We start from the raw sequence: 14,333 nt of genomic DNA, 5'->3' as shown, positions 1-14,333 counted from the left end.
GCTTTTCCTTTTTCTAGGCCTGCGCTGTTGCCCGGCCGAGGCCGGCGCTGAGGTTCTTGGTGAGTTGCGCGACGGCGTCAACGCCGCCGTCGCGGATGGCCGCAACCAGCGCGGTCCCGACGATCACGCCGTCGGCGTATGCCGCAATCTCGCGGACGTGGTCCGCGTTGGAGACTCCGAGCCCGACGCAAACCCGTTCGGCGCCGGCTGCGTGCGTGTCTGCCACGACCTTCTCGGCGCTGCTGCTGACCGATTGCCGGGTTCCGGTGACACCCATGATGGACACTGCGTAGACGAAGCCGCGGCTCGCCTCCACCGTCATCGCCAGGCGTTCCGGCGTGGACGATGGTGCCACGAGGAACACCCGGTCAAGTCCATACTTGTCCGATGCCGCGAACCATTCGGCTGCCTCGTCCGGAATGAGGTCCGGCGTGATGAGTCCGGCTCCCCCGGCTTCCGCCAGCCTGCGTGAGAACTCGTCAACACCCATGCGCATGACGGGGTTCCAATAGGTCATGACCAGCACTGCGGCGTCCGTGGCTGCGGTGATGCCAGCCACGACGTCGAAAACGCTGGCGACGCGGAATCCATTAGCGATTGCCTCCGTAGTCGCAGCCTGGATGACAGAGCCGTCCATGACGGGGTCCGAATACGGGATGCCGATTTCAATGAGGTCTGCACCGTTGCGGGCCATGGCAATGCCGGCATCGATGCTTGACTGAACGTCCGGGTAGCCTGCGGGCAGGTAGCCGATCAACGCGGCCCGGCCTTGTGCATTGGCGCGGTCGATCGCAGCCGCGGACTTGCTGGTCATCTGCTCAGTCATCAGTTCTGGTCCTTGCTTGCTTCTTCAATGCTGATCTCAAGATTGCTGCGTTCCGCCGGACCCTTGGGCTTGCGGGTGGAGAGCGTGGTGCCCTTGACGTTGCCGTTTTCATCCAGCATGTCGAACCAGGCCGCCGCCGTTTCGACATCCTTGTCACCGCGTCCGGACAGGTTCACGATGATGATCGTGTCCGCCGGGTTCTCCTTGCCCTCAGTGAGCTTCTTGCCCACCTTGATGGCCCCGGCGAGGGCGTGGGAGGACTCGATGGCCGGGATAATGCCTTCTGTCCGGCAGAGCAGGCGGAACGCGTCCATGGCTTCGGTGTCCGTAATGGGCTCGTACGTCACGCGGCCGATGTCCGCGAGGTAGGAGTGCTCAGGACCGACGCTCGGGTAGTCCAGGCCTGCCGAAATCGAGTGCGATTCGATGGTCTGGCCGTCCTCGTCCTGCATGAGGTAGGACCGGGCGCCGTGCAGCACACCGGGGCGTCCGAGAGTGATGGCGGCTGCGTGACGTCCAGTTTCCACTCCGTCTCCGCCAGCCTCAAAGCCATAGATCTTCACGGAAGCGTCGTCCAAGAAGCTGTGGAAGATGCCGATGGCATTGGAACCGCCGCCGATGCAGGCGCAGACGGCGTCCGGCAGCCTTCCTGCCTGCTCGAGGATCTGTGCGCGGGCTTCTTCGCCGATGACTTCGTGGAAGAAGCGGACCATCGCCGGGAACGGGTGGGCTCCGGCCGCGGTGCCCAGCAGGTAGTGCGTGTTGTCCACATTGGAGACCCAGTCGCGAAGGGCGTCGTTGATGGCATCCTTGAGGGTCTGCGAACCGTTGGTCACAGGAACCACGGTGGCGCCCAGGAGTTGCATGCGGGCAACGTTGAGGGCCTGCCGCCGGCAGTCCTCAGCGCCCATGTAAACCACGCATTCCAGCCCCAGAAGCGCAGCAGCCGTGGCACTGGCAACGCCGTGCTGACCGGCACCGGTCTCAGCGATGACGCGCGTCTTGCCCATGCGCTTGGCCAGCAAAGCCTGGCCGAGGACGTTGTTGATCTTGTGGGATCCGGTGTGGTTCAGGTCTTCGCGCTTGAGGAAAATGCGTGCCCCGCCGGCATGCTCGGAGAAACGCTTCGCTTCCGTGAGCAATGACGGACGTCCCGAGTAGTTCTTGTTGAGATCCTTCAGCTGGGCGAGGAACTCAGGATCGGCCTTGGCTTTCTCGAACGTGTCCTGGACTTCGTCCAGCGCGGCGATGAGGGACTCAGGCATCCAGCGTCCACCGTATGAGCCGAAGTACGGCCCCGCGGCGTTGCGGAGCGAAGTTCCGCCTTGTAGGAATGCGTCGGCCACATTCTCTTTCGAGTTGGCTGTTGATGCGTCCACCATCAGTCTCACCGTCCTGTTCAGTTGGTAGTTGAGTTTTTCCATGAGCCACAGGTCAGCAATCAGCCGCGTTGTGTGCTGCTGCCCGGGTCCACGCCGCGAATCAGTCCTGTCTCAGGTCCTGACGACGATGGCGGCAGCTCCGGCCGCCTTGAATTCACTGATCCGCTCGCGCGGGGTGGAGTCGCTCACAAGTGCCTCGCCCACAAGAATCGCGTGGGCACCATTTCCGGCGTACTGCGCGACGTCGTCGGCGTTCCGTACACCGGATTCCGCCACGACAACCGCTCCCGCTGGAATGCTTCGGGCGAGCGAGGCAAAAAGTGAGCGGTCGACCTCGAGCGTCTTGAGGTTGCGGACGTTCACCCCGATGATCCGCGCCTGGGCTGCGGCCGCACGCTCGATTTCCTCGGGTGTGTGCGTTTCCACGAGGACGTTCATGCCGAGCCGGTGGCTCAGCTCGCTGAATTCCCGCAACTGTGCATCGGAAAGCGCCGCGACGATCAGCAGGATGAGGTCCGCGCCGTGGGCGCGGGCTTCCCAGATCTGGTACTCGTCAACCGTGAAGTCCTTGCGCAGCAGAGGAATGTCGACGGCGGCCCGGACGGCGTCCAGATCCGCCAAGGAGCCGTTGAAGCGCCTCTGTTCGGTGAGGACACTGATCACGGAGGCGCCGCCGTCGGCGTATTGCACTGCGAGTGCCGCCGGGTCCACGATGCTCGCGAGATCGCCCTTGGAGGGGCTGCGACGCTTGATTTCAGCGATGACCTTCAGATCGTCCCGGCTCGCTGACGGGCCACCCAAGGCCGCCCACGCGTCCAGCGCGGGCGCCGTGGAGGCGGCACGCTCTTTGAGCTCGTCAAGGCCAACAAGGCGACGGCGAGCCTCCATGTCCTCCCTGACACCGCCGATGATGTCATCAAGAACCGTCACAGTCAGTGGCCGGCGTTCTTCAGCTTGCTGCCGTCGACGCCGTAGCCAGCCTTGCGCATGGCCCAGCCCGCAATCAAGCCGGCCACCATCACGACGATGCCGGCGATGAAAATGGGGGTGCTGGCAATAACAAAGGCGATGGAGGACACCAGGGCCCCTACCAGCATGACAATCACGCAGGTCCACGCGGCCGGGCTGTTGCCGTGGCCGATGGCGTCGCTGTGGCTCGCGGCGGTCACAGGGGCCTTGCTCGCGGACACTGTGGTTTTGCTCATGTGAAAATCTCCTCAGGATGAATACTGCTTACATTCTGCCATTTATTGACGGCGCCCGGGACATCGTCCGACGTCCGGACAGTCGAGTCTTACGTGGGGTCTTCTCCACGCGAAAGGCTGTCCCAGCTGTCGATCTCGTCGACCGGACCGGAACCCGCCCGCGCTGCCCGGCTGGCGAGGTCGTACTTGGTGCGCGCCCTCCAGCGCCGGCCGGCGAGCGGCAGCAGGACGCCACACAAAGCCAGCAAGCCGGCAGCCGCGACGGCGAGAATCGGGAACACCGTGGACGACGCAGCTGCCCTACCACCTGAGATACCGGTGGTTGCCGCAATGGTTCCTTGCGCCGCGCCGAGGGGGTCGGCCAAGACCGTGGCTGCGGCAACGATGATGCCTGCCGAGGCAAGCACAACGAGCGTTGCAATGATCCAGCGCGAAACCTTGCCGGCAATGGATGATGCCAGGCCTCCGGCGAGGGCCACGAGCGCCAGCGCGGTCACCGCAGTTGCGGCCTTGCTCCCCTGAACGTGGAGGTCGGCATTCGCTGCGGCCGCGGGGTCGAGCCGAACGTCGATCCAGCTCTGCGTCGTGGTCCCGAAAACCGCGAGGGCCAGGATTGTCATGGCAAGCACGACGTTGGCCTTGCGGGCCCACACTGGAGGCTTTGCGGTGGGCGTCTGAGGTGCAGCAGCGCTCACGGGGTGGGGTTCCCGTCGGCAGTGTCAGCTGAAACCACATCGGCGGAGACCGCGTCCGGTGAAATGTTGTGGAGCGATCCGGCGGTGTGCACGGCACGCAAGGGCGCAGCCGCCTTGTTGACGCTTTCCAATGCCTCGGTTGGCTTGTGGGAATCGGCCACAATGCCGCCGCCGGCCTGGACATAGGCCCGCCCCTCGCGCAACAGTGCCGAACGGATGGCGATCGCCATGTCCATGTCGCCCGCGAAGTCCAGGTAACCCACCACTCCGCCGTAAATGCCGCGGCGGTGCGGTTCGAGTTCATCAAGGAGCCGCAGTGCGCGCGGCTTTGGTGCGCCGGAAAGAGTGCCGGCGGGGAAGGTCGCCTTCAGCACGTCGTATGCCTTGGCTCCGGGAGCCAATTCGCCGACCACCGTGGACACCAGGTGCATGATGTGGCTGAAACGTTCAACTTCCATGAACTGCGTGACATCCACGGTGCCGGCAACGCAGACCTTGGAGAGGTCGTTGCGGGACAGATCGACAAGCATCAAGTGCTCCGCACGTTCCTTCTGGTCCGCGAGCAGCTCGGTGGCCAGCGCCCTGTCTGCCTCAACAGTCTCGCCGCGGGGCCGCGATCCGGCAATCGGGTGCGTGATGACTTCATTGCCGGTCACTGTCACAAGCGCCTCCGGAGAAGATCCGACAATCGTGTATTCACGGCCGTCGGCGTCTTCAAGGCTGAAGAGGTACATGTACGGGCTCGGGTTGGTGTTGCGCAGCACGCGGTACACGTCCAGAGGGTCTGCGGCGCACTCCATTTCGAAGCGGCGCGAGATGACCACCTGGAAGACTTCGCCGTCCACGATCGCTTGTTTGCCGCGATCGATGGCGTTCAGGTACTCCTGCTCGTCCCAGCGTTCCTGCACGCTCGAGGCGAAGTCGAGGGCCTCGGATTGCAAAACGGACACAGGCTGCTTCACGGGGACGCTGATTTTGTCCAGCAGCCCCTTAACCCGGGCGACGGCGTCGTGCCAGGCTTCGTCCACGCGCTCCGAACTGTTGTCGAAGTTGATGGCGTTGGCGATCAGCAGGACGGTGCCATCCATGTTGTCGTGGACGGCCATGTCGGTGACGAGGTTCAGTGCCATTTCCGGAAGGTGGAGGTCATCCTCCGGCGGACTGGTCAACTTCTCCCAGTGCCGGACTGTTTCCCAACCGAGGAAACCGACAAGGCCCGAGGTAAACGGGGGAAGATCCGGAAAGCGGTCGGTCTGCAGGGCCGCTACGGTGTCCCGGACCGCATGGACGGGGCTGCCGTTCACCGGTACGCCCACGGGAGGCTCGCCGATCCAGTGGGCCTGACCGTCCTTGCTGGTCAACGTGGCACGGGAACGGGCACCGATGAACGAATAGCGGGACCATGCTCCGCCGACGGCCGCCGATTCCAGGAGGAAGGTGCCCGGCTGGCCGTGGGCAAGCTTGCGGTAGAGCCCGATGGGAGTCTCGGCGTCGGCCAGTACCCTGAGCCGGACCGGGATGACCCGGCTGTGTGCGGCGAGTTCGCGGAACTCCTCCAGGCCCGGGCTGATGATTCCAAGGTCCTGCATGGTTTGTGTTCTCCGCCTCTTCTTGTGTTGCCTAAGTGGATGGTGGGTGGTGGCCTAGTCCCGCTCGCCTGTTACGACGGCGAGGCTCCGGTCATCGAAGCATGTGCGCGTACCGGTGTGGCAAGCAGCCCCTACCTGATCGACGCGGACCAGGAGGGCGTCGCCGTCGCAGTCCAAGGCCACCGACTTGACGAACTGGACGTGCCCGGAGGTGTCTCCCTTGCGCCAGTATTCCTGGCGGGAGCGCGAGAAGAACGTCACGCGGCCAGTGGTCAGGGTCCGATGCAACGCTTCGTCATCCATCCAGCCGAGCATCAGCACTTCGTCGGTATCGAACTGCTGGATGATCGCTGCCACAAGGCCAGCAGAATCGCGCTTGAGCGCGGCCGACAGCTCATGAGGGAGCGGACTTCCGGGCTCGACGACGGGCTCCGCGGCGGAAGCGGCAGCGGGCGTGGCTTGGGGTGTTGACTGCTCAGACATCAGATCAAGTCTAGTGCCTCCTGTAGACCCGAAATTCAGTCGCGGTTCCACTGCGCAACAGAGGGCGTCTCGTGCTAGTTTCACAAGTGATGCATTTCGTCGATCCCTCCCGCGAAGTACTGGCCGAAACACTCCTGGCGGCCGGACCTGACTCCCCCACGCTCTGCGAAGGGTGGCTGACAAGGGACCTCGCAGCGCACCTTTACCTACGAGAGCGCAAAGCGGCCGTGGGTATCGGCTTGCTCGTCAAGAGCCTTGCCAGGGCTTCGGACAAGGCCACGGCCAAACTGGCCTCCAAGCTCAAGAGCACGGAAGATTACGCCGAGCTGGTGAACACTTTCCGGTCGGGACCTCCTGCCTTGTCCCCCCTGAAAATCAAAGCCCTCGACGAGTCCTCCAACCTCATTGAATATTTCGTGCACACGGAAGACATTCGCCGGGCCGGAGACCGTTGGGCTCCGCGGGCCCTCGACGAGGAATACTCGGACGCCCTGTGGGACGAATTGATCAAGCGTGCTGCCATTCTCTACCGGGGTGTGGACCTTGGAATCGTTCTGGTACGCCCCACCGGGCCCCGCCACGTTGCCAAGCGTGCTCCCGTGTCCGTCGCCATCGTAGGCGAGCCTGGCGAACTGCTGATGCACGCCCATGGCCGCACGCATCACGCCCTGGTCACTTTTGAAGGCCAGCCGGACGCCGTCGCACTGCTCCAGTCAGCCGAAGTCGGCCTCTGACTCACGCTTGAACCAACGACGGCGGGCCCACCAAAAGGTGGGCCCGCCGTCGTTGGTCTTTCCTGTCGTTTGTCTTGTCTCTAGTCGCTAGCGGACCAGGAAGCCTGCCTCGCGAATCGCGGCCTTGACCTGGGCGATCATGTCGTCCGGACCGAAGTGGAACACTGAAGCGGCCAGCACGGCGTCAGCACCCGCTTCTACTGCGGGCGGGAAATGCGCCGGCTTGCCCGCGCCGCCGGAGGCGATGATCGGGATGTGCACGGCTGCACGGACCAAGCGGATGAGTTCGAGGTCGAAGCCGTCCTTGGTGCCGTCGGCGTCAATGGAGTTCAGGAGGATCTCTCCCACCCCGCGGTCCGCCGCTTCCTTGGCCCAGGCAATGGCGTCGATTCCGGTGCCCTGGCGTCCACCGTGAGTGGTCACCTCGAAGCCGGAAGCCGTGGGCTCGGAGCCGGGCCTCGTCCGCCGGGCGTCCACCGACAAGACAAGCACCTGCGATCCGAAGTGGCGGGTGATCTCGTCGATGACATCCGGGCGGGCGACTGCGGCCGTGTTGATGGAGGCCTTGTCCGCGCCGAAACGCAGGAGCTTGTCCACTTCGGCCACGCCGCGGACGCCACCGCCGACAGTCAACGGAATGAAGACTTCCTCGGCGGTACGGCGAACGACGTCGAACGTGGTTTCCCGGTTGCCGGAAGAGGCCGTGACATCAAGGAAAGTGAGTTCGTCCGCCCCGGCGTTGTCATAGCGGTGCGCCAGCTCGACGGGGTCTCCGGCGTCGCGAAGGCCCTCGAAATTGACGCCCTTGACTACCCGGCCGGCGTCGACATCTAGGCAAGGGATGACCCGTACTGCTACAGCCATTGCTACTCCTGGAATAGTCTCGTGTCAGATGCGGCAGGCGTGGATGCTGCTTACCAGGATCGCACGGGCGCCGAGGTCGTAGAGCTCGTCCATGATGCGGTTGGTTTCCTTTTTCGGGACCATGGAACGGACGGCAACCCACTCGGAATCGCGCAGCGGAGACACTGTGGGCGACTCGAGACCCGGGGTGAGGGTGGCTGCTTCCTCCACGAGGTCCTTGCGGATGTCGTAGTCCATGAGCACGTACTGGCGGGCGACGAGCACACCCTGGAGGCGCCGGATGAGGACCTCGATCTCCTTCGCGGTGCCGTTCGCCGCGCCACCCTCGCCGGTGCGGCGGATCAGGACGGCTTCGGACTTGAGGATCGGCTCGCCGAAGATCTCCATGCCGGCGGCTTTGAGCGTGTTGCCGGTTTCGACGACGTCGGCGATTGCGTCAGCGACGCCGAGACGCACGGAAGACTCCACGGCACCGTCGAGACGGACTACTTTGGCTTTGACGCCGCGTTCGGCGAGGTAGTCGCGCAGGAGGCCGTCGTAGCTGGTCGCCAGACGCTTGCCCTCGAGCTGGTCGACGCGGGAAAAGTCACCGACGGGACCGGCAAAGCGGAACGTGGAAGCGGCAAATCCGAGGGGAAGCAGCTCTTCGGCTTCCACCTGCGCGTCCAGCAGGAGGTCGCGGCCGGTGATCCCGACGTCGAGGGTTCCTTGGCCGACGTACACGGCGATGTCGCGGGGGCGGAGGAAGAAGAACTCAATGTCGTTGTCAGGATCGACCATGACCAGTTCGCGCGTATCGCGACGCTGGCGGTATCCCGCCTCAGACAGCATCGCAGAGGCGGCTTCGGACAGGGATCCCTTGTTGGGGACGGCTACTCGCAGCATGAGGGGACTTTCCTTGGGGAGTGGAAGGGGATGTTTCAGGCATTGTGCCCACGGCTGTGTTCTCACACGGCACCGTGGGCGCGGGGGCCACGCTGGGGCTTCGTCAGACCTTTTCAGGCCCGGACGGAGCGGACGTGGCTAGAGATGCTTGTAAACGTCTTCCAGGCCCAGACCCTTGGCGAGCATCAGGACCTGCAGGTGGTAGAGCAACTGGGAGATTTCCTCGGCCGCGGCTTCATCGGATTCATACTCTGCAGCCATCCAGACTTCGGCGGCTTCCTCCACGACTTTCTTGCCGATGCCGTGGATTCCGGAGTCCAATTCGGCGACGGTGCGGGAGCCTGCCGGACGGGTCGCTGCCTTTTCGCTCAGTTCTGCGAACAGCGTCTCGAAATTCTTCACGCCCTACAGCCTACTTGCTCGGGGCCGGAGACCGCCTGTCGGGGCATTGCATGACGAAAGGGATGTGAGCGAACGCACTACGCACGTCGGTACGCCCACATCCCTTTCGTCGATTTGCTACGCGTACTGCTTGAGCGTCAAAGCCGTAGCCAGTGCGGCGGTCACGGCTTCGTGCCCTTTGTCCTCGGACGAGCCTTCCAGACCAGCGCGGTCCAGTCCTTGCTGCTCGGTGTCACACGTGAGCACGCCGAAGCCCACCGGCACGCCGGTGCGGACGCTGACTTCAGTGAGTCCCGACGTCGCGGCCTGGCACACATAGTCAAAGTGCGGGGTACCGCCGCGGATGACGACGCCGAGGGCAACTACCGCGTCAAAATGCGCTGCGAGCCGTGCAGCCGCGACGGGAAGCTCAAAGGCCCCCGGGACGCGCAGCACGGTGGGCTCGGCGATGCCTGCTTCCTTCGCCGCGCGCAGTGCTCCGTCGAGGAGCCCGTCCATGATCTGGGTGTGCCAGCTAGCAGCCACAATGGCGAGCTTCAACTGGTGGGTTTCCTCCGGGTTGAAGGTGGTGAGGTCGATGGTGGGGGCGCCGTGTCCGCTCATGGGTGCGTGGTCATCCATTCAGTCTTGTTAGAACAGTTCAGTCTTGTTAGTACAGTTCAGTCTTGTTAGTACAGTTCAGTCTTGTTCGAGGTCAAAAGTGCTGGCACTTACATGCGTACCCGCCGGCTCGGTGTCGCCGAGTGTCAGCCGGTGGTCCATGCGGTCCTTCTTGGTTTGCAGGTACCGGAGGTTTTCTTCACGCGACGGGACCTCGGTGGGCACCATCTCGACCACCTTCACACCAGCCGCTGCAAGCCGGTTCTGCTTGTCCGGGTTGTTGCTCAGGAGGCGGATTTCGTGAAGACCCATTTCGGCCAGGATCTGGGCGGCGGCCTTGTAGCAACGGGCATCAACGGGCAGCCCCAGCTGTTCGTTGGCCTCAACCGTGTCGAATCCGGCCTCTTGCAGCGCGTAGGCCTTGATCTTGTTGGCAAGCCCAATGCCGCGGCCTTCCTGGCCTCGCAGGTAGAGCAGGGTGCCGCCCTCTTCGCGAATCAGTTCAAGGGCATAGGCAAGCTGCTCGCCGCAATCGCAGCGGTACGAGCCGAAGACATCCCCGGTGAGGCACTCGGAATGCAGGCGCACCAGTGGCGCCTTTCCTGCGCGCGGCGTGTTCGGGGAACTCACCGCCAAGTGCTCCGCCCCGGTCACATGGTCGGTCCAGGCCTGTGCCACGAACTCGCCGAAGGCAGTGGGCAACTGGACTATCGGCCCGCCGCTCACCGGATGGGGTGCGCGCGCCGCCCTGCCGCCGTCGTGCGTTGTCGATGTGGTCATCGCTGCTCCTCGTTTCCTGCTGGAATTGCAACCTGGTGTTCGCCCTCCGACGCCGCTACGTAAGCCACGAGGTCCTCGATCGAAATCAAAGGGCACCCATGCTCGGCAGCGAACTCCCGGAGGCTATCCAGGCGCATCATTTCACCATCGTCATGAACCAACTCGGCGATCACGCCCACCGGGGCAAGCCCCGCAAGCCGGCAAAGATCAACTGCCGCCTCGGTATGTCCCGGACGTTCACGCACTCCCCCTTTAACGGCCCGGAGCGGAAAAATATGCCCGGGCCGCGTGATCGACGAAGGAGTGCTGCTGGAATCGGCCAGGATCCGGGCCGTCAGGGCCCTGTCCGTGGCGGAAATACCGGTACTTACTCCTACGGCGGCATCGCAGGACACCGTGTAGGCGGTGCCCTTGGCATCTTCGTTGACTATGACCATGGGAGGCAAAGCCAGGGCATCAGCCCGAGCTTCCTCAAGGGGAACGCAGATGACTCCCGAGCTGTAGCGGATGGTCCAGCCCATGAGGGCTGGCGTCGCATGCTCGGCGGCGAAGATGATGTCGCCTTCGTTTTCGCGGTCTTCATTGTCCACAACAATGACGGGACGGCCGGCTGAAACGGCCTGCACGGCCTTCTCAACGGGGTCCAGCCCCTGCCGGACCGCTGTCGCGCTGCCGTTGTGTTCGGCACTCACAGGGCTGCCTCCCCGGTTGTTGCTGGAGCGCGGAAGGAGAGCAGTCGCTCGGTGTACTTGGCGAGCACGTCCACTTCGAGGTTGACGCGACCGCCGGTGGCCTTCGCCCCAAGTCCCGTTTCGTCCAGCGTGGTGGGGATGAGGCCAACCTCAAACCATGGATTCTCTTCTTCCGCGGGACTGACGGCAGTGACCGTCAGCGAAACGCCGTCGACGGCGATTGATCCCTTTTCGGCTATGTACCGTGCCAGCGGGGCCGGGACAGCGAAGCGGAGGCGGTCCCAGTTGCCCAGCGACTCGCGCTCAAGAAGCTGTCCGACGCCGTCGACGTGTCCCTGCACGACGTGGCCGTCCAAGCGGCCGCCGGCTTCGACGCAGCGCTCGAGGTTCACGGTGTCGCCAGCGGTCAGCTCGCCAATCGTGGTCCGGACGAGGGTTTCGCCCATGACGTCGACGCTGAACTCCTGGCCGTCGAGGTCCGTTGCGGTGAGGCACACGCCGTTGACTGCGATCGAGCCGCCCAGGCCGAGTCCCTGGGTGGTCGTGGGGGCCATCAGGCGCAGCGTGGCACTGGCCTCACCGTCGTGATCGACAGACAGGACCGTGCCTTGTTCAGCAACGATTCCGGTAAACATCAGTGTCCTCCTGTGGTGGTGTCCGAGGCGTCGTTGCCCGGAATTGGTTCGTGGTGTTCGGTGTGCGACTTAGTCCACGCCGGCTTGTTTCCGTCCGATGGTCCGGACCTCAAATGCAACCGGAGGTCACGACCCAGTGCATGGACCGCACCACCGCCGGAGTCGTCCCAATTCCAATGCTGGGCGTCAGCCAGGGTGGTGATGCCGAGGTCCATCAGGGCAGGTGTACCGGCGCCCAACAGCGTGGGCGCAAGATAGACGATCAATTCATCAACGAGACCCGCGGCGAGGAAAGCACTCAGGATGCGGGAGCCGCCTTCCACCATGACGTGCCGGACGCCTTCGGCGAAAAGCAGTTCCAAGGCATCGGCCGGGTCGCGGGTTGGCAGCTGGATGAACTTGCCGTCGGTCCCCCGCACCGCGGCGTCGGCGGGAACCTGGCGCAGCCCCATGACGGCACGGAGCGGCTGGCTTTCCGATTCCTGGCCATCCGCTTCCCGCGCCGTAAGCCGCGGGTTGTCTACCAGGACGGTTTCCGTGCCTACCAGAATGGCGTCGATCAAGCGGCGCAATCCGTGATTGTCGGCCAGCGATTCAGGGCTGGAGATCCATTGGCTGGTCCCGTCCGCGGCCGCAATCCGGCTATCCAGGGTCTGTGCAATGTGAAGCGTGACGAACGGGCGCCTGGCCTCCACCGCCTGGAACCACTCGCGGTTCAGCTTCAAGGCCTCGGCGGCGGCCAGCCCGGACCGCACGTCCACTCCGGCGGCGCGCAGCGTGCCGGCACCTCCTGCTGCGGGATCGTGGGGATCATCGACGGCATAAACCACATGCGATATGCCAGCGCCAATGATTGCCTTGGTGCACGGTCCAGTACGCCCGACGTGGTTGCATGGCTCCAAGGTCACCACCATGGTTGTCCCGGTGAGGTTCAAGCCCTTTGCCTGAGCCTTCGCGATCGCATCTGCCTCTGCATGTGCCGTGCCGGCGCCGCGGTGGTAGCCGGTGATGAGCTGCTCCCCGTTGGGCCCGAGCACTACCGCTCCCACCAACGGATTGGCGCCGCGGTGTCCCCGGAGGGCTACGTGCAGTGCAGTGTCCATGGCTGCGGACTCAGCGGCAGAGAAGTCTTGGTTCGTTGCGTCGCTCATCGGAGGGCTCCTATCGGTTCCAGCTCGGCCGTTGGCGTGATTGCTTGGCTTTCACGTCGGTTTGCCCGCCACCACACGAAGAAAAGGCCCTGGCGCCAGCGGTACCAGCCGTAGGCGGCGACGCTGATGAACATGATCTGGCGTCCGGCCTGGCCCCAGAGTGTGGCTGGCGAGGCGGCACCGAAGACGTTGCCAAGAAAGACCGTCAGCAGAAGCAGGTTGCCTGCGATCCCGATGGGCCATGCCCAGACTTTACGGCGCATACCGCCCAGGGCGCTGGCGAGCCCGAAAATATTGCCTAGCACTTCGCGAAGAACAAGCACAGATCCGCCTACGGGAATCCGTGCTTCGAAGAGCCATCGCAGAAAGTCCATGTCGTTCCTTCCCTCGAATGCCGCGATGGCTCCGGGGGTGTACGACAGCGCAATGCCGGGCGCACGTAACGCCCAAGGCATGACTGTACGTGCTTCTCCCATCCAGACTTTAACTGTCGGTACTGGAGTTCCACCAGTTCAACCGTCCGCCGTCGTGATTCCCGTGAAGGAAACGCGATGACTCGCGGGTCGCGGACTATAACCGCCGGTTCGGAATTACACCGACCCCGGAGCACGTATGTGTGTTGTTATTCTGTCACAACTAAAGGCATTGCCGATGTATTCCCGGACCTATATGTAAGCAATTGCGTCATTGTTGTCACATTGCCGCCAGGCCCGCAGCGCGCAGCCGTTCAATAGCGGCAGCGGGGTCTTTATGGCCGTAGACGGCGGATCCGGCGACGAACACATTTGCACCCGCCTCGGCTGCCCGGACAATGGTTTCCTCCGTGACGCCGCCATCAACCTGGATTGCGACGCCAATTCCGGAGCCGTCCATCGCGGCACGCGCCCGCCGGATCTTGGGCAGCGTAACGTCCAGGAAGGACTGCCCTCCGAAACCCGGTTCCACGGTCATGATGAGGAGCATGTCCAGTTCGCTGAGCATGTCCAGATACGGTTCCACCGGAGTGGCAGGACGAAGCGCCATACCTGCCTTGGAACCGCGCGCACGGAGCTCGCGGGCGAGCTTGATGGGAGCCATCGCCGCTTCCGCGTGGAAGGTCACGGACGCCACACCGGCGTCGGCGTAGGCCGGCGCCCAACGGTCGGCGTCGGCGATCATCAGATGGACGTCGAGCGGGACCGGGCTCACAGCCTGGATCCGCTCCACAACCGGCAGGCCGAGCGTCAGGTTCGGGACAAAATGGTTGTCCATCACATCGACGTGGACGGCGTCGGCGTTGCTGATTCTCTTCAGCTCGGCTTCCAGGTTCACGAAGTCCGCGGACAGGATGCTCGGGTTGATACAGCACTCAGTCAAGGCAGTTCCCTCAGTGTTGGTGGCGATCTGGTGGTTTTGGCAATTCTCCAGCTT

General features: G+C 63.9%; 17 protein-coding genes, 1 pseudogene and 1 riboswitch. Of the genes and pseudogenes, 1 reads left to right on the top strand and 17 read right to left on the bottom strand.

Annotated elements, in window-relative coordinates; genetic code table 11:
* Positions 1 to 13: 13 nt before the first annotated feature.
* From trpA to hisI, 7 genes are all read right to left on the bottom strand, one after another.
* Positions 14 to 826 carry a tryptophan synthase subunit alpha gene (trpA, locus tag LFT43_RS08150; protein ID WP_395802106.1) on the bottom strand — a complete coding sequence of 271 codons (813 nt, stop codon included), beginning with the start codon at positions 824 to 826 and terminating at the stop codon, positions 14 to 16.
* Positions 826 to 2,208 (bottom strand): tryptophan synthase subunit beta, encoded by a 1,383-nt coding sequence (gene trpB / locus LFT43_RS08145; RefSeq protein ID WP_395802104.1) that lies wholly within the window; start codon positions 2,206 to 2,208, stop codon positions 826 to 828. The genes trpA and trpB overlap by 1 nt, the downstream gene beginning before the upstream one ends.
* 111 nt (positions 2,209 to 2,319) lie before the next feature.
* Positions 2,320 to 3,138, bottom strand: coding sequence for an indole-3-glycerol phosphate synthase TrpC (trpC, locus tag LFT43_RS08140; RefSeq protein WP_395802102.1), 819 nt, complete (start codon positions 3,136 to 3,138; stop codon positions 2,320 to 2,322).
* 2 nt (positions 3,139 to 3,140) lie between these two features.
* Positions 3,141 to 3,413, bottom strand: a complete 273-nt coding sequence (locus LFT43_RS08135; protein WP_236817197.1) for an HGxxPAAW family protein — start codon at positions 3,411 to 3,413, stop codon at positions 3,141 to 3,143.
* Between the two features lie 89 nt (positions 3,414 to 3,502).
* Positions 3,503 to 4,108 carry a Trp biosynthesis-associated membrane protein gene (locus tag LFT43_RS08130; protein WP_395802099.1) on the bottom strand — a complete coding sequence of 202 codons (606 nt, stop codon included), beginning with the start codon at positions 4,106 to 4,108 and terminating at the stop codon, positions 3,503 to 3,505.
* On the bottom strand, positions 4,105 to 5,697 hold the full coding sequence (locus LFT43_RS08125) for an anthranilate synthase component I (protein ID WP_395802097.1): 1,593 nt from the start codon (positions 5,695 to 5,697) through the stop codon (positions 4,105 to 4,107). Before LFT43_RS08125 ends, LFT43_RS08130 begins: the two co-directional genes overlap by 4 nt.
* 54 nt (positions 5,698 to 5,751) lie before the next feature.
* Positions 5,752 to 6,180, bottom strand: coding sequence for a phosphoribosyl-AMP cyclohydrolase (gene hisI, locus LFT43_RS08120; RefSeq protein ID WP_395802095.1), 429 nt, complete (start codon positions 6,178 to 6,180; stop codon positions 5,752 to 5,754).
* An 89-nt stretch (positions 6,181 to 6,269) separates the two neighbouring features.
* Between hisI and LFT43_RS08115 the strand changes: the two genes are divergently transcribed.
* Complete coding sequence (locus LFT43_RS08115) at positions 6,270 to 6,914, top strand: TIGR03085 family metal-binding protein (RefSeq protein WP_395802971.1); 645 nt, start codon at positions 6,270 to 6,272, stop codon at positions 6,912 to 6,914.
* Positions 6,915 to 7,001: 87 nt separating this feature from the next.
* Here LFT43_RS08115 and hisF read toward each other — a convergent pair whose 3' ends face one another.
* From hisF to rpe, 10 genes and pseudogenes are all read right to left on the bottom strand, one after another.
* Complete coding sequence (gene hisF, locus LFT43_RS08110) at positions 7,002 to 7,778, bottom strand: imidazole glycerol phosphate synthase subunit HisF (protein ID WP_395802092.1); 777 nt, start codon at positions 7,776 to 7,778, stop codon at positions 7,002 to 7,004.
* A 24-nt stretch (positions 7,779 to 7,802) separates the two neighbouring features.
* Positions 7,803 to 8,663 carry an ATP phosphoribosyltransferase gene (hisG, locus tag LFT43_RS08105; protein WP_395802090.1) on the bottom strand — a complete coding sequence of 287 codons (861 nt, stop codon included), beginning with the start codon at positions 8,661 to 8,663 and terminating at the stop codon, positions 7,803 to 7,805.
* 138 nt (positions 8,664 to 8,801) lie between these two features.
* On the bottom strand, positions 8,802 to 9,065 hold the full coding sequence (locus LFT43_RS08100; RefSeq protein WP_078105460.1) for a phosphoribosyl-ATP diphosphatase: 264 nt from the start codon (positions 9,063 to 9,065) through the stop codon (positions 8,802 to 8,804).
* Between the two features lie 117 nt (positions 9,066 to 9,182).
* Positions 9,183 to 9,668: a 6,7-dimethyl-8-ribityllumazine synthase gene (gene ribH / locus LFT43_RS08095; RefSeq protein ID WP_395802969.1), complete on the bottom strand. Its 486-nt coding sequence runs from the start codon at positions 9,666 to 9,668 to the stop codon at positions 9,183 to 9,185.
* Between the two features lie 75 nt (positions 9,669 to 9,743).
* Positions 9,744 to 10,445 (bottom strand): GTP cyclohydrolase II, encoded by a 702-nt coding sequence (gene ribA / locus LFT43_RS08090; protein ID WP_395802087.1) that lies wholly within the window; start codon positions 10,443 to 10,445, stop codon positions 9,744 to 9,746.
* Positions 10,442 to 11,137 (bottom strand): 3,4-dihydroxy-2-butanone-4-phosphate synthase, encoded by a 696-nt coding sequence (gene ribB / locus LFT43_RS08085; protein WP_395802085.1) that lies wholly within the window; start codon positions 11,135 to 11,137, stop codon positions 10,442 to 10,444. Before ribB ends, ribA begins: the two co-directional genes overlap by 4 nt.
* Entirely contained in the window at positions 11,134 to 11,772 is a 639-nt protein-coding gene (locus LFT43_RS08080; protein ID WP_395802084.1) for a riboflavin synthase, read from the bottom strand. The genes ribB and LFT43_RS08080 overlap by 4 nt, the downstream gene beginning before the upstream one ends.
* Entirely contained in the window at positions 11,772 to 12,923 is a 1,152-nt protein-coding gene (gene ribD, locus LFT43_RS08075) for a bifunctional diaminohydroxyphosphoribosylaminopyrimidine deaminase/5-amino-6-(5-phosphoribosylamino)uracil reductase RibD (RefSeq protein ID WP_395802082.1), read from the bottom strand. The genes LFT43_RS08080 and ribD overlap by 1 nt, the downstream gene beginning before the upstream one ends.
* Before the next feature lie 86 nt (positions 12,924 to 13,009).
* Positions 13,010 to 13,297 (bottom strand): annotated as a pseudogene (locus LFT43_RS08070) (nicotinamide mononucleotide transporter); the annotation flags it as partial.
* Between the two features lie 85 nt (positions 13,298 to 13,382).
* Positions 13,383 to 13,537: riboswitch (FMN riboswitch) on the bottom strand.
* A 79-nt stretch (positions 13,538 to 13,616) separates the two neighbouring features.
* Positions 13,617 to 14,279 carry a ribulose-phosphate 3-epimerase gene (gene rpe, locus LFT43_RS08065; RefSeq protein WP_395802967.1) on the bottom strand — a complete coding sequence of 221 codons (663 nt, stop codon included), beginning with the start codon at positions 14,277 to 14,279 and terminating at the stop codon, positions 13,617 to 13,619.
* Between the last annotated feature and the right edge of the window lie 54 nt (positions 14,280 to 14,333).

The organism is Arthrobacter sp. FW306-04-A (assembly GCF_044358315.1).
Classification (GTDB): Bacteria; Actinomycetota; Actinomycetes; order Actinomycetales; family Micrococcaceae; genus Arthrobacter.
The sequence above is the reverse complement of the archived record's forward strand: the minus strand, read 5'-3'. Positions and strand labels throughout refer to the sequence as shown.